This window comes from Janthinobacterium sp. PLB04 (genome assembly GCF_021165895.1).
Lineage (GTDB): Bacteria > Pseudomonadota > Gammaproteobacteria > Burkholderiales > Burkholderiaceae_D > Janthinobacterium > Janthinobacterium lividum.
In genome coordinates this window covers 4,219,263-4,232,705 of sequence record NZ_CP088968.1, presented here as the reverse complement: position 1 = coordinate 4,232,705, position 13,443 = coordinate 4,219,263, and the positions used below count along the sequence as shown (strand labels likewise).

General features: G+C 60.6%; 14 protein-coding genes. 8 read left to right on the top strand and 6 right to left on the bottom strand.

All coding sequences use genetic code 11. The annotated features are described in order from the left end of the window. The first annotated feature begins 13 nt into the window (after nt 1-13). The 3 genes from LSO07_RS18610 to LSO07_RS18600 all read left to right on the top strand — a co-directional run bounded on the left by LSO07_RS18610 (nt 14) and on the right by LSO07_RS18600 (nt 2,355). Complete coding sequence (locus LSO07_RS18610; RefSeq protein ID WP_151096236.1) at nt 14-916, top strand: alpha/beta hydrolase; 903 nt, start codon at nt 14-16, stop codon at nt 914-916. Between the two features lie 88 nt (nt 917-1,004). Beyond that, the gene (locus LSO07_RS18605; RefSeq protein ID WP_151096235.1) at nt 1,005-1,667 is read left to right on the top strand and encodes a DUF2625 family protein; all 663 of its coding nucleotides are present in this window, start codon (nt 1,005-1,007) and stop codon (nt 1,665-1,667) included. A gap of 229 nt (nt 1,668-1,896) precedes the next feature. Next, nucleotides 1,897-2,355, top strand: a complete 459-nt coding sequence (locus LSO07_RS18600) for a nuclear transport factor 2 family protein (protein ID WP_081345643.1) — start codon at nt 1,897-1,899, stop codon at nt 2,353-2,355. Nucleotides 2,356-2,393: 38 nt separating this feature from the next. On the opposite strand, the gene LSO07_RS18595 is transcribed toward LSO07_RS18600, so the two are convergent. From LSO07_RS18595 to LSO07_RS18585, 3 genes are all read right to left on the bottom strand, one after another. Beyond that, nucleotides 2,394-3,497, bottom strand: coding sequence for an HD-GYP domain-containing protein (locus LSO07_RS18595; RefSeq protein WP_034781130.1), 1,104 nt, complete (start codon nt 3,495-3,497; stop codon nt 2,394-2,396). Nucleotides 3,498-3,551: 54 nt separating this feature from the next. Continuing rightward, nucleotides 3,552-4,730, bottom strand: a complete 1,179-nt coding sequence (locus tag LSO07_RS18590) for a pyridoxal phosphate-dependent aminotransferase (RefSeq protein ID WP_151096234.1) — start codon at nt 4,728-4,730, stop codon at nt 3,552-3,554. An 83-nt stretch (nt 4,731-4,813) separates the two neighbouring features. Then, nucleotides 4,814-5,248: a putative toxin-antitoxin system toxin component, PIN family gene (locus LSO07_RS18585; protein WP_034781135.1), complete on the bottom strand. Its 435-nt coding sequence runs from the start codon at nt 5,246-5,248 to the stop codon at nt 4,814-4,816. Nucleotides 5,249-5,278: 30 nt separating this feature from the next. On the opposite strand from LSO07_RS18585, the gene yaaA reads away from it, so the two are divergent. Beyond that, entirely contained in the window at nt 5,279-6,049 is a 771-nt protein-coding gene (yaaA, locus tag LSO07_RS18580; RefSeq protein WP_070281999.1) for a peroxide stress protein YaaA, read from the top strand. Nucleotides 6,050-6,086: 37 nt separating this feature from the next. Here the strand turns inward: yaaA and LSO07_RS18575 are convergent, their stop codons facing one another. Next, complete coding sequence (locus tag LSO07_RS18575) at nt 6,087-6,890, bottom strand: outer membrane protein assembly factor BamD (protein ID WP_034781139.1); 804 nt, start codon at nt 6,888-6,890, stop codon at nt 6,087-6,089. An 89-nt stretch (nt 6,891-6,979) separates the two neighbouring features. Between LSO07_RS18575 and LSO07_RS18570 the strand changes: the two genes are divergently transcribed. Then, entirely contained in the window at nt 6,980-8,005 is a 1,026-nt protein-coding gene (locus LSO07_RS18570) for an RluA family pseudouridine synthase (protein ID WP_034781141.1), read from the top strand. Then, nucleotides 8,005-8,790, top strand: coding sequence for a peptidoglycan editing factor PgeF (gene pgeF, locus LSO07_RS18565; RefSeq protein ID WP_151096233.1), 786 nt, complete (start codon nt 8,005-8,007; stop codon nt 8,788-8,790). The genes LSO07_RS18570 and pgeF overlap by 1 nt, the downstream gene beginning before the upstream one ends. Nucleotides 8,791-8,806: 16 nt before the next feature. Here pgeF and LSO07_RS18560 read toward each other — a convergent pair whose 3' ends face one another. After that, nucleotides 8,807-9,040, bottom strand: a complete 234-nt coding sequence (locus LSO07_RS18560) for a hypothetical protein (protein ID WP_306558479.1) — start codon at nt 9,038-9,040, stop codon at nt 8,807-8,809. Between the two features lie 82 nt (nt 9,041-9,122). Here LSO07_RS18560 and phaC point away from each other — a divergent pair, with 82 nt between their 5' ends. Continuing rightward, nucleotides 9,123-10,859: a class I poly(R)-hydroxyalkanoic acid synthase gene (gene phaC / locus LSO07_RS18555; protein WP_191909722.1), complete on the top strand. Its 1,737-nt coding sequence runs from the start codon at nt 9,123-9,125 to the stop codon at nt 10,857-10,859. A 225-nt stretch (nt 10,860-11,084) separates the two neighbouring features. Beyond that, nucleotides 11,085-11,648, top strand: coding sequence for a polyhydroxyalkanoate synthesis repressor PhaR (phaR, locus tag LSO07_RS18550; protein ID WP_010399000.1), 564 nt, complete (start codon nt 11,085-11,087; stop codon nt 11,646-11,648). A 91-nt stretch (nt 11,649-11,739) separates the two neighbouring features. Here the strand turns inward: phaR and LSO07_RS18545 are convergent, their stop codons facing one another. Further along, the gene (locus tag LSO07_RS18545) at nt 11,740-13,335 is read right to left on the bottom strand and encodes a hypothetical protein (RefSeq protein ID WP_151096232.1); all 1,596 of its coding nucleotides are present in this window, start codon (nt 13,333-13,335) and stop codon (nt 11,740-11,742) included. Between the last annotated feature and the right edge of the window lie 108 nt (nt 13,336-13,443).

Genomic DNA, 13,443 nt, shown 5'->3' with positions numbered 1-13,443 from the left:
GAAAGAAACTAGATTGAAGCCTCTCCATCTGCTCATCGTCCTTTGCTGCCTTGCCAACAGCGCCGTGGCCGCGCCCGCCAGCCCGCCTGCCAGCTACGTTCTGGACAATACGGAAGTGCGCGATATCCGTGCGCAAGCCCTGAAACGCGATTATCAGCTGTATGTCGCCTTGCCCGACTCCTATCGGCAGGGGAATAAACGCTATCCGGTGCTGTTTGTCGTCGATGCCAATTATTCGTTTGCCATCGTGCGCAATATCGCGCAGCGCCTGAACAAGCATGCGGGGATGGAAGAAGTCATCGTGGTCGGCTTGTCGTACGCCAACGGTGATGGCGGGGTGTACAGCCGCCGCCGCGATTACACGCCCACCACGCCACGCAAGCATGATTACCGCTCGGACATGCCGGGGCGGCAACCGGCGTTCGGCGAAGCGAAGGCGTATGGCCAGTTCATCTCGGGCGAAGTGTTTCCCTTCATCGCCAGCAACTATCGCGTCAACATGCAGCGCAAGGTGTTTATCGGCCATTCCTACGGCAGCCTGCTGGGCCTGCAATTCCTGCTGACGGAACCGCGCACCTTCGAGCACTACATTCTCGGCAGTCCGTCGCTGTGGTACGACGCCGGCGTCATGTTCGACCGCGAACAGGCGTATGCCGCCAGCCACAAGGACTTGCCCGCGTCCGTATTCTTTGGCATCGGCGGCCTGGAAAAGCTGGCGGCGGGCAAGAAGCGTTCGCGTTCGGAAGAGGACGCTGACATGGTGGCCGACTTGCGCGAGTTCGACGGGAAGTTGACATCGCACAAGTATCCCGGCCTGAAGACGCGCTTGCGCGTCTTCGCGGATGAAGATCACGCGAGCGTGTTTCCTTTCGTGCTCACGCATGGATTGCGGGCGTATTTGACGTCCGCAAAATGAAGGGTGCAGGGCGCCGCCCGCCAGACAGTGCCAGCGTCGCCATGCATACTCCGACCGCCGGAAGCGGTCATCGATAAGGTCAGCTGACATGCGTACATTGAATGAATTATTGGATAGTGAAGACCCGGCGTTTCCGCTGATCAGGCAATGGGCCAGCGAGGCCGACATCCCGGTGGAATTGCTGCCGCCCTCGGCCGGCAGGGAGGATGTGCTGCTGAGCCTGCAAGTCACCACGCGTTCACCCCTCGGCGCGATCGCCTATGAAACCGGCGGCATCCTGGTGGATGACGGCTGGCTACGGATATTGGGGTCCGGCCATGACAAGCTGGGCCGGAACATTGTTACGTGGAACGAAGGAAAGGCCGAGGGCTTTCTGTTGGTGGCCGATGACGTGCTCGGCGGTTTTTTTGCCATCAACGGCGGCGCACTCGGGGCAGACCAGGGCAAGCTGTATTACCTCGCCCCCGAGACCCTGGCGTGGGAAGCGCTGGAGATCGGCTACACGGCGTTCATCGAATGGGCTTTTACTCGCCAGTTGCGGCAGTTTTACGGCCGGCAGCCCGGCGATGCGCAGGATTTTGACGAATTGCCCTTGCCCGGCGAACTCTGCCTGAATTTTTATCCGTTTCTGTGGACGCAAGAAGGTTCCCTCAAGACCAGCTCGCGGCGCGCCATTCCGGTGGAAGAGCAGTGGGCGCTCAACCTCGACCTGAAACAGAAGATGCTGGATGCGCCTGCGGGCGCGAACTGAGGCATGGCTTGCGGGCGTATCTGAAGGCATCGCCATGCGCATCCCGGGCCGGCGAAATGGCGTTTCAACCCCCGATTCAAGCGCTTTGTCGCAATGGCCGGCGCGAGAAAAGGGCAAGGGGATAGCATACAGTGGGCTTTCTCGCGATGCGCCGCCCGCCAGCGAGTGTCCGATATTGCCGCGGCAGGCAACGGATGCTTCTCAATGACCTCGATCAGGATGAATACGCATGAAATTGACCCTTCCACATGTCCTCTCCACTTGTTTGCTGGGCGCCTTGGGCGTGATCGGCAGCGCGCACGCGGCTCCCGCCGATGCCGAACTGGTCGCCTTGGTACAGCGCCATGCGCAGGCGCAGAGTAACTTTGATCAAGTGGCCTTGAACGCCATCACGGCGGAGAATTATGTGGAAATATCGCCGGTAGGCGAGGTGGACGGGCGTGAAAAAATGCTCGCCTTCTATGCGCCGGAGCAGAAGCGGCCGAGTCCCCAGCTCCAGGTCGATGAACCGGTGGTGCGCCTGTTTGGCGATACGGCACTCATCTCGGCGCGCCTGTCCTACCGTCTCAACCAGGATGGGGCCGCCCGCAGCTTCGCCCTGCGCGCCGGTTATGTCGCTCGGCTTGTCGACAAGCAATGGCTGCTGGTCAGCGCACAGTACACGGGCATCCGCCCGCCGAAACCGTGAAGTGCCCCGTGCCTGGCGCCCGGCGTTGCCCGGCCAGCCTACAACCTCGCCTCGTCCCCCCACACATGCCGCATGCTGAAATGCAGGCCGGCATCGTCCTCGTGCAGTGATGACACGATGGCGTAGCGGCTGTCGGCCGTGTCGCGGGGAGACAGTTGTGCCAGCTCGGCGGGGGCCAGCGGCGCGCCCAGCGGGTCGCTGAGCGGATGCACGTGGCCGGCGCCCCGTTGCGTCACCACTCCCAGCTCGCCGCTGCGCAGCCGCACCAGGGTGCCGGGCGGATATTTGCCCAGCAAGTTGACGAACTGTTCGCCCAGCAGCGCGTCGATGGGCACGCCCTGGTCGAGGAAGATATGCTGCAGTGCCTGGTCGGGCACGATGGAGCGGCGGTAGTTGCGCGCCGAGACGCGGGCGCAATAGCGGTCGGCCAGGCCGATCAGCTTGGCATTTTGCAGGATTTCGTCGGCCGTGCGCCCCTGCGGGTAGCCGCTGCCATCGTCGTTTTCATGGTGCAGGAGCACGCAGCTCAGCCATTCCTCGTCATCGACGCCCGCGCAGCGCAGCAATTCCGCGCTTTCCTGCGGGTGCTGGCGCACGATGCGCATTTCGTCGTCATTCAGGGGGCCGCGCCGGTCCTGGAAACTGTCGTGGTGGCGCAGCATGCCCACGTTCATCGTCAGCGCGGCCGCGCCGATCAACAGCAGTTCATCGTGGGACTTGTGCATGCTGCGGCCCACCAGCATGGCCAGCAAGGCCGTTTCGATGCAGTGGCGCACGGCGTAGCTGCCGGCGATCTGATTGAGCAGGATGCTGGCCAGGGCGATATCGGCATCGTGCTCCAGCGCGCGCAGCAGTTCGCGGGCGATGTCGCGCACGTCGCGCTCGGCATTGTTTTCGCTGCGCAAGGCCAACAGCAAGCGTTCCAGGCGCTGCGCCGCCTCGTTGAGCAGGCGCAAGACGGACGGCTGATCCGGCGTGCCCACATACAGACCCAGCTGCATTAGCCGCCCCAGTTGCGCGCCATCCGTGATGATCTGTCCCTTGCGCAGTTGCGGGCCGGCGCTATGGTCGGCCAGAAACAGATCCCAGGGCAGGGGTTCGCCGGGAACCAGGTCGGCCGGGCCGATGCGACGCTGTACCATGTTGTTGTTCCTCAGTCATTCTCTGCGCCGCAGCGCAGCAGTGCCGTATTTACATTAAATGCTGCGCAGGCGCTCCAGCGCCAGGCGCAAGGTCTCGTCTTTCTTGGCAAAGCAGAAGCGCACGATGCCCGATTCCTTGCCCTGCGCATAAAACGCGGACACGGGAATGGCGGCCACCTTGATTTCCGCCGTCAGCCATTCGGCGAACTGCGCTTCGGTCTCTTGCGAAATGGCATCGTAGCGCACGCACTGGAAATACGTGCCGTCGGCCGGCAGCAGGGTAAAGCGGCTGCCCGCCAGGCCGTCGCGGAACAGGTCGCGCTTGTGCTGGTAAAACGCGGGCAAGTCCAGGTAGGGTTGCGGGTCCGCCATGTAGGCGGCCAAGCCGTGCTGCATCGGCGTGTTGACGGTAAAGACGTTGTACTGGTGCACCTTGCGAAACTCCGCCGTCAAGGCGGCCGGGGCCGCCACATAGCCGACCTTCCAGCCCGTCACGTGATACGTCTTGCCAAAGCTGGAAACGATGAAGCTGCGCGCCGCCAGTTCCGGGTTGCGCGAGAGCGACGCATGCGGCACGCCGTCGTACACCATGTGTTCATACACTTCGTCGGACAGGATCAAAATTTGCGTGCCGCGCACGATGTCGGCCAGCGCGGCCACATCGGCAGGGCGCAAAATCGTGCCCGTCGGATTGTGCGGCGTATTGATGATGATCAAACGCGTCTTGGGGCTGACGGCGGCGGCCAGCTTGTCCCACGGCACGCAGTAGCCCTCTTCGCCCACCTGCATCGACACCAGCACGGGCACGCCGCCGGCCAGCGCGATGGCGGGCAGATAGCTGTCGTAGGCCGGTTCGATGACGATGACTTCGTCGCCCGGGTGCACGCAGCACAGGATGGCCGTGGTGAGCGCCTGCGTGGCGCCGGCCGTGACGGTGATTTCCGTGCCTGCGTCATAGTTGTGGCCGTACAAGCTGGCGATCTTCGCGGCAATGGCTTCGCGCAGGGGGGCGGCGCCCGTCATCATCGGATACTGGTTATGGCCGGCGCGCATGGCGTCGTTGACGAGGTCGACCAGTTCTGGGGCGCAATCGAAATCGGGAAAGCCCTGGCCCAGGTTGACGGCGCCGTGCTGGGCCGCCAGGCTGGACATGCGGGTAAACACGGTGGTACCCACGAGAGGCAGGCGGGTGGTCAGGGCGGGAGTCGGGTAGGGCAGGGACGGGCTGTTCATGAACGGTAGGGTCGCGGTGCGGAAAGTGGAATCGTTCCCCATTCTAGCGCAGCGCGCCCCGTTGCGTGTGGGGCTTTGGCGCCTCAGCCTGGCAATGCCCAGCCTTCCGGCACCATGATCTTGAACATGCCGGCCTTGGCCGTCTTGCGGGCCAGTTTCAGCAGGGCCTTGTCTTTGGTGATGAGGATGTCGGCGTTGGCGTCGCGCGCCAGTTCGAGGAATTTCTGGTCATCCTTGTCCGTGCAGACGGGCAGGCGCACGCCGGAGACGGGCGGCGCCACCACGCTGATATGCGCGTCGAAGCGGGCGGCGGCGACGGCGCGGCTGGCTTCATCGAGCGGCAGATGCTTGTAGTGCAACACGACCAGATATTCCGCGCGGCAATCTTCGCGCGTGATGGCGTGCACGGCGCCGCTTTCCATGGCCGCCAGCAGGGGCGCCCAGCGCGGGTCGTTGAAGACGAACAGGTCGAGGCAAACGTTGGTGTCGAGGACGAGTTTTTGTGGAGCAGGTATCATGTCGGCAATTCTATTCTGTAGTGATAATTTATGTTGATCGTGCTTTCGCCCGCCAAGAGTCTCGACCTGGAGACGCCGCCAACAACCTCGTTGCACAGCACCCCCGATTTTCTCGACCATTCCGCCCAGCTGATCGAGCGCATGCGCCAGTTCTCGCCTGCCGAAGTGGGCAGCCTGATGGGCATTTCCGACGCCTTGTCCGCCTTGAACGTGGCCCGCTACGCTTCCTGGACGCCCAAGCTGGCGGAAGCGCGCCAGGCCATCATGGCTTTCAATGGCGACGTGTATGCCGGTTTCGAGGCCCGCAGCCTGCAGCCGGCCCAGCTCGATTATGCCCAGTCGCGCGTGCGCATCCTGTCGGGCCTGTACGGCTTGCTGCGCCCGCTGGACCTGATCCACCCGCACCGCCTGGAAATGGGCACGCGCCTGTCGACCGCGCGCGGCAAGGATCTGTACGCGTTCTGGGGCGACACCATCACCAATGGACTGAACCGCACGGCCAGGGAGCAGGGGGCGAAAGTGCTGGTCAATCTTGCTTCCGAAGAATATTTTAAATCCGTCAAGCCGCGCCAGCTGGACGTGCCCGTCATCGCGCCCGTGTTCGAGGACTGGAAGAACGGCAAGTATAAAATCATCTCGTTCTACGCCAAGCGCGCGCGCGGCATGCTGGCCCGCTATGCGGCAGTCAACCAGATCCGCGACCCGCAGCAACTGAAGCAATTCGATGTCGATGGCTATGGTTTCGTGCCGGAAGCGTCGAACGATACGAGCTGGGTGTTCCGGCGCAAGGTTGGCGAATAAGTAAAAAAACCGGGCTAGCCCGGTTTTTTATTGCAACTTACTGCCAGAATTTCCACCACTTGCGTTCCTTGTTCACCCCTTCCGGGCTGAGGAATGCCGTGTTCGGGTAGTTCTTGGTCAGCACGCGCAAGGCATCGTCGCGCAAGTCGGTCAAGCCCAGCTTGTCATACGAGCGGTACATGATGAACAGCGCTTCTTCGATGGCCGGCGAGGCACGGAAGTCGCTGACCGTCGTTTGCGCGCGGTTGGCGGCCGCCAGGTAGGCGCCGCGGCGGAAGTAATAGCGCGCCACGTGCACTTCGTATTTCGCCATGGCATCGATCAAATAGTTCATGCGGGCCAGCGAATCGGGCGCGTATTTGCTATTTGGGAACTTGTCGACCAGTTGCTTGAAGGCCGCAAACGCTTCGCGCGTGGCTTTCGGATCGCGCTCGGTGGGGTCTTGCTCGTACAGGAAGTTCAGGAAGCTGATCTGGTCGTTAAAGCTGATCAGGCCCCGCAAGTAGTACATATAGTCTACATTGGCGTGGTTCGGATGCAACTTGATGAAGCGTTCGACGGCAGCCAGTGCCTGCGCCTGGTCTCCCGACTTATAATACGCGTAAGCGATCTCCATCTGCGCTTGCAGAGCATAGTTGCCGAAAGGATAGTTAGCCTCCAGCTTCTGGAACAGGCCGATTGCAGCTTCATAGTGCTGCCCGGCCATTTCTTCACGCGCCTCCGAGTATAATTTCGTAACGGACCAGTTTTTGGTCTCATCCACTTTTTCAGGCAACAAGCTGCAAGCGGACATGCCGAGCAGAACGACTGAAGCGACTACCAACGATAATTTTTTTTGCATGACGTTTTGCAAGAAGGTTTTAACCAAGATTTTACAATAGGCTGATTATAGCCGATGGGAATGCTGTGATATTAACTCCGAAGCCTAATTTGGCTGACCCCGCGTTTGACTCCCTTTCTGACCATGCTGCCGAAGAGGCGTTTGACGGCGATTTTGCCGCCGACGACGTCTTCGAGGAAATGGCCCCGATTACATTGGAACTGACGCCGGACGCCTGCGGCCACCGCCTCGATAAAGTCATCGCCCAGCTGGTGCCGCAATACTCGCGCAGCCGCTTGCAATTGTGGCTGGAAGCCGGTTTCGTGACCGTCGATGGAAAAGTTGCCAAACGCAACATGACCGCCTATGGCGACGAGAAGATCGTCATTCTGCCGCAAAGCGCGCCGGAAGACGAGGCTTTTAAGCCGGAAGCGATGGAATTGAACATCGTGCACGAAGATGAGCATATCATCGTCATCAACAAACCGGCCGGACTGGTCGTTCATCCGGGGCCCGGCAACTGGTCGGGCACCTTGCTCAACGGCCTGCTGCACCACTGCCCGCAGCTGGCTGGCGTGCCGCGCGCCGGCATCGTGCACCGTCTGGACAAGGATACGAGCGGCCTGATGGTCGTCGGCAAGACGCTCGCTTCGCAAACGGACCTGGTGCGCCAGTTGCAGGCGCGTACCGTCAAGCGCGAGTATTTCGCGCTCGTGTGGGGCACGCCGAAAATGGCGGGCACCATCGATGCCTCCATCGCGCGCCACCCGCGTGACCGCGTCAAGATGGCTGTCTCGGAGAATTTCACCGCCAAGCCTGCCATCACGCACTATGAATTGATCGGCAGCGGCGAACTCGATCGCCGTCCCGTGAGCCTGATGCAATGCCGCCTGGAAACAGGCCGCACGCACCAGATCCGCGTGCACATGCAGCACCTGGGCTTTGCGCTGGTTGGTGACTACGTGTACGGCAAGCAGCACCTGGTGTCCGTCTTCTCGCGCCAGGCACTGCAGGCGCGCCGCCTGGGCCTCGTGCATCCGGGTACCCTGGAAGCGTGCGAGTGGATTGTGCCGCTGGCCGATGATTTCGCTCAGCTGATCGCCACCGCCGGCATTCCCGAGCCGGAACAGGTCTGATGACGGCTGCCTTGCCTTATATCACTCCCCATTGGCCAGGCTTGCCCGCGAACGTGGGCGCGCTGGCGACCGTGCGCGCGGGCGGCGTCAGCCAGGGTCCGTATGGTGACGGGCAGGGCGGCGGCGGCTTGAACCTGGGCACGCACGTGGGCGATGATCCTGCGCACGTGCTGGCCAACCGCGCGCGTCTGGCGACCGTCTTGCCAGCGCAGCCGGCCTGGCTGTCGCAGGTGCATGGCGTGGCTGTGGCCGATGCCGGGAAGCTGGACGGTTGCGTGCCCGATGCCGACGCCAGCATCGCCACGCAGGCGGGCGCCGTGTGCGTCGTGATGACGGCCGATTGCCTGCCGGTGCTGTTCTGCTCGACGGATGGTATGGTCGTCGGTGCGGCCCATGCGGGCTGGCGCGGCCTGGCCAACGGCGTCTTGCAGCGCACGGTGGACAGCATGCGCGCGCAGGGTGCGACGGATATCCTTGCCTGGCTGGGGCCGGCGATTGGTCCGCAGCAATTCGAGGTGGGACACGACGTGCTGCAAGCGTTTCGCGACGGCGCGCGAGATGATGCTGAGCGGCAAGTGTTGTCCAGCGCCTTTGCCGCCATCGCTGGCAAGCCGGGCAAGTATCTGGCGGACATCTATGCGCTGGCGCGCACCATGCTGCTGCGCGATGGCGTGGCGCAAGTGGCGGGCGGGGAATATTGCACCGTCAGCGATGCGGCGCAGTTTTACTCGTACCGGCGCGATGGCGTCACGGGACGACAGGCCAGCTTGATCTGGCGCAAATAATCTGCACGGCAGACACTTATGTGTCTGCCGTTTTTGTTTTATCGTCTGCTGAGGCCAGCGCGCGGGCCTGCAGTTCCGCGATGCGCGCCGCCTTGCGTTTGCGTCTCCTTGAGCCCGTCAGATAGAATAGGATGGACAGCGGGATGACGCAGTACAGCACGAAGGTCATCACCCCGGCAACGATGGACGGTTCCGTCAGCGCCATGAGGCCGACGACATAGATCCAGGCAACAGCGGTCATGAGCATCATTGGTATTGGCAGTCAGTAAGAGTTTGCATGCAGGTGGCCCGGAAGTAATTATTTATCAATTCTTGAATGGATTTATATAGCTATGAACATGCCCGATCCTCAAATGATGACCAAGGAATGGATGGCGCAGATCAGCAATCCTGAACAGTGGAAGACGTGGTTCAACATGGTACCGCAGCCCCAGGGCAATCCGATTGCCGGCATTTTGCAGGATGCGGGCGCCAGCATCAAGCCGGAAGCGATCGAGCAACTGAAAAATGCCTACGTGGCCAAGCTGACGGGCTTGTGGGCCGACTTTATGGCCGGCAAGGCGCCGGAGCTGAAAGACCGCCGTTTCTCCGCACCCGCCTGGCACGCCAGCCCCCTGTCGGCCTTCAATGCGGCCGCCTATTTGCTGAACGCCGAGTTTCTCAGTGCCATGGCCGACGCCGTGGAAGCGACGCCGCACCAGAAGCAAAAGATTGCGTTTGCCGTGCAGCAAATCGTCGACGCCATGTCGCCCGCCAACTTTCTCGCTACCAATCCCGACGCCCAGCAAACCCTGATCGAGACCAAGGGCGAAAGCCTGGCCAAGGGCTTGAGCAACATGCTGGCCGATATGGGCAAGGGCCGCATTTCGCAGTCCGACGAATCGGCCTTCGAAGTGGGCCGCAACGTGGCCACCACGCCGGGCACGGTGGTGTTTGAAAATGCCTTGTTCCAGCTGATCCAGTACACGCCAAGCACCCCCACGGTACACCAGCGGCCGCTGCTGATGGTGCCGCCATGTATCAATAAATTCTATATCCTTGACTTGCAGCCGGAAAACTCGCTCGTGCGCTATGCGGTGGAGCAGGGCAATACCGTGTTCCTCATGTCCTGGCGCAATCCGGACCTGAGCATGCAGCACCTGACGTGGGACGATTACGTGGAGCAAGGCGTGATCGAAGCCATCCAGGTTACGCAGGAAATCAGCGGCCAGGACAAGCTCAATATGTTTGGCTTTTGCGTGGGCGGCACCATTGTCTCGACGGCGCTGGCCGTGCTCAAGGCGCGGGGCGAGAATCCGGCCGCCAGCCTGACCCTGTTGACCACCTTCCTCGATTTCTGCGACACGGGCGCGCTCGACGTCTTTATCGATGAGCCGCAAGTGGCGCTGCGCGAGCAAACCCTGGCCAAGGGTGGCCTGATGTCGGGCCGCGACCTGGGCAGCACTTTCTCCAGCCTGCGACCGAACGACCTCGTGTGGAACTACGTGCAGTCGAATTATCTGAAGGGCAAGGAGCCGCCCGCGTTTGACTTGCTGTACTGGAATGGCGATGGCACCGGCTTGCCTGGCCCCATGTTCTGCTGGTATCTGCGCAACACTTACCTGGAAAACAGCCTGAAAGTGCCGGGCAAGCTGACGGTGGCCGGGGAAAAGGTCGACCTGAGCAGCATCGACGCGCCCGCTTTCATCTACGGTTCGCGCGAAGACCATATCGTGCCGTGGGGCGCGGCTTACGCCAGCACGGCCTTGCTGAACCCGAAAAAACCGAAAACCAACCGTTTTATCCTTGGCGCTTCGGGCCATATCGCCGGCGTGATCAACCCGGCGTCGAAGAAAAAACGCAGTTACTGGAGCAATGACCAGCCACGCACGGCGAAAGCCAAGCCCTTGAGCGCCGAGCAGTGGATGGAAGGCGCGACCGAGCACGTGGGCAGCTGGTGGCCCGAATGGGCGGCCTTCCTGGCCGAACACGGCGGCACGCAGGTCAAGGCGCCGGGCAAGCCGGGCAACAAACGCCACGCGGCAATCGAGCCGGCGCCGGGGCGGTATGTTAAAGTCAGGGCGGACTAGTTTACAAAAGCTTCTGGCCTGACAAGACCGGCGTAATCTCCGGTCTTGTCAAGAATCTACTCTTAGTTGCGTTGCAATAAATGCGGGAATCTACTACCCTGATGTGCAATGGAGCCGTTTTCCACTCTATAATGGAAAAAGTAGGCAGGTGCGAAAGCGGACCCACGTTCGCTTTTTTTTCGGATTAACTCAGTATGCGCTGCGGCGCAATAAGTGGAACTTGTGATGAGTAGTGCAAAAAAAAGTATAGACCGCCTGATTAAAAAATATCCCAACCGCCGTCTGTATGACACGCAAACCAGTTCTTACATCACCTTGACGGACGTCAAGCAGCTGGTGTTGGACAATGAGGTGTTTACCGTCGTCGATGCCAAATCCAATGAAGATTTGACGCGCAGCATCTTGCTGCAAATCATTTTGGAAGAGGAAGCAAACGGCGCGCCCATGTTCTCGAGCAGCGTGCTGTCGCAGATCATCCGCTACTATGGCCACGCCATGCAGGGCATGATGGGATCCTACCTGGAAAAGAACGTGCAAGCGTTCACCGATATCCAGCACAAATTCACGGGTACGTCGGCCGGCAGTTTCGAAGGAAAGCCATTCAGCCCGGAAATGTGGACCCAGTTCATGAATGTCCAGGGCCCGATGATGCAAGGCATGATGAACAATTACATCGACCAGAGCAAGAGCCTGTTCGTGCAGATGCAGGAACAGATGCAGAGCCAGAGCAAGAATCTGTTCGGCACCTTCCCGTTTGTGCCGCCAGTGCCGCCGACGGACAAAAAGTAAGCCGCAGCCAATACGGGCCACACAACGGCACAGGAATTCCTGTGCCGTTGTGCTTTGCGGATGGCATGCCGGCGGCTGCCGATGCTGCATGCTATTGCTTCAGTTGTTGCAGCGTGGAGAGCAGGTCCTGGTTTGAATGCTCGAGCTTCCATGTTTTGGCATTGTCCATGGAACTGTAAATGCTGACGCGACCCTTGAAATCTTCCTGGATATTGAGCGCAAGGCCGGAAGGGAAAATCATTGGCGTCTGACGCAATGTATATGGTGCATACGGCCCCCAGGTTCGACCATCGTCGCTGCTGACCAGCAGTGCGCCCTCGTTATACATGCCCGCTTCCATCAGCAATCTGCCGTCATTGAGCGGCGCCACGGGCGACATCAGGACTTTGAATGGCGAAACGATCGTCTTCCAGTTCTGGCCGCGATCCCGTGAAATATAGGCGTCGGGAAATCTTCCCGCCAAGCCAGCCGCTACCAGAACGCTTTCCGTCCCATTCGGTTGATGGGTAAATTGCGTCAGGTTTTTCTTGTGCGGACTAAAGCGTTCGGTCAACTTGCCCGTGCTGTAATCGAGTTCGCCGATCAAGCCGCTTTCCAGCGCATAGCCGATGCGGCCCGCATCTTGCCACGTCCAGAGCAAGCCCGGGCCATGCAGCCAGGATCCGGGCAAGGTGGCGTGGTACACGGATCGCCAGTCGCCAGCGTCCAGCTGGCTCGCATGGAAAATGTTCAACTCGTCTCCCTTGCGATGCATCAGGTACCAGCCATCCCTGGGGTTGCCCCCGATGCGCAGCAGATTGCCGGGCGGTAGGTTGCCTGTATCGACAGGCGACAGCTGCTCACTGTCACGCGCCTTGCGGAGCAGGGAACCGGATTCGCCTACCGCAATCAATTCGGCATTGGGCAGGTCGACAGGAAACACGCAGGACAGCGACTCCACCGATGGCGCATTGAGGATGCTCCATAGCCCTTGCGTCGAGCGCATCAGGACGGCACCCATGCGGCTGGCGGCAGCCACCCGGCCATCGGGCATTTCGGTGGTGCACTCGGCCCCAGCCGGGTGGGCGCGGGCAAATTGCTCGACATCGTCCTGGGCGTGGCGTGGCGTGCTCCAGCCAGGAGCGGCAGCAGCGCCGAACATGGCGTTGTAGTCAGGGGCAAAGCGCCGGATCAATTCCGCATTCGATGCCACCTGGGCGCTACGGCCGTATTGCACGCCGAAATTGCCGCGTGTCACGATCAGCCGGCCCAGATCCGTCGATTTGCCCGCTTCGATCTTGAAGCTTCCCACGATGGTCGAGTACACATGCAATAGCTTGTTGGCACGGGTATCGATCAATTCGACAAACTCATACTCGCCAGGCGGCAGGGCGCCAAGGAACAGGGATGTATCGCCTGCCATCGCGCTTTCGACCTTTTTCATCACCAGGTTTTCGGAAACCAGCTTGAAATCACTGCGCTGCTCCCCCGCCACGACACGGCGTAACTTGATCATATTGAAACCGTAAATATCTTTGGTATTCGATGTGATGCTGACCGCCACCGGGGTTTCTCCCGATTGTGCTTGCATTTTCAGTGGATCAACCACCGAGGTGTTGACGGCGCAGCCGTTCAGCAGCAATGCGCTCAAACCGTAAGCCGCGACAGCCAGGCGCCGCGCTTTCAGATTGGAAATGGAAAAAGACATGGGACTCATTTAGTTTTTTAAAAAACAATTATATGCCAGTCATTAGTTTCTTTGTGGCATTATTTTTTAATTTCTTGATACCGGTGATGCGTGGCGGAACCTGCTTCA

Bases quoted from the DNA above. Each gene is read 5' to 3' on its own strand.
- LSO07_RS18575 (WP_034781139.1), bottom strand. From the start codon at position 6,890: ATGCAAAAAAAATTATCGTTGGTAGTCGCTTCAGTCGTTCTGCTCGGC.
- phaC (WP_191909722.1), top strand. From the start codon at position 9,123: ATGAACATGCCCGATCCTCAAATGATGACCAAGGAATGGATGGCGCAG.
- LSO07_RS18590 (WP_151096234.1), bottom strand. From the start codon at position 4,730: ATGAACAGCCCGTCCCTGCCCTACCCGACTCCCGCCCTGACCACCCGC.
- phaR (WP_010399000.1), top strand. From the start codon at position 11,085: ATGAGTAGTGCAAAAAAAAGTATAGACCGCCTGATTAAAAAATATCCC.
- LSO07_RS18585 (WP_034781135.1), bottom strand. From the start codon at position 5,248: ATGATACCTGCTCCACAAAAACTCGTCCTCGACACCAACGTTTGCCTC.
- pgeF (WP_151096233.1), top strand. From the start codon at position 8,005: ATGACGGCTGCCTTGCCTTATATCACTCCCCATTGGCCAGGCTTGCCC.
- LSO07_RS18560 (WP_306558479.1), bottom strand. From the start codon at position 9,040: ATGATGCTCATGACCGCTGTTGCCTGGATCTATGTCGTCGGCCTCATG.
- LSO07_RS18605 (WP_151096235.1), top strand. From the start codon at position 1,005: ATGCGTACATTGAATGAATTATTGGATAGTGAAGACCCGGCGTTTCCG.
- yaaA (WP_070281999.1), top strand. From the start codon at position 5,279: ATGTTGATCGTGCTTTCGCCCGCCAAGAGTCTCGACCTGGAGACGCCG.
- LSO07_RS18600 (WP_081345643.1), top strand. From the start codon at position 1,897: ATGAAATTGACCCTTCCACATGTCCTCTCCACTTGTTTGCTGGGCGCC.
- LSO07_RS18545 (WP_151096232.1), bottom strand. From the start codon at position 13,335: ATGTCTTTTTCCATTTCCAATCTGAAAGCGCGGCGCCTGGCTGTCGCG.
- LSO07_RS18595 (WP_034781130.1), bottom strand. From the start codon at position 3,497: ATGGTACAGCGTCGCATCGGCCCGGCCGACCTGGTTCCCGGCGAACCC.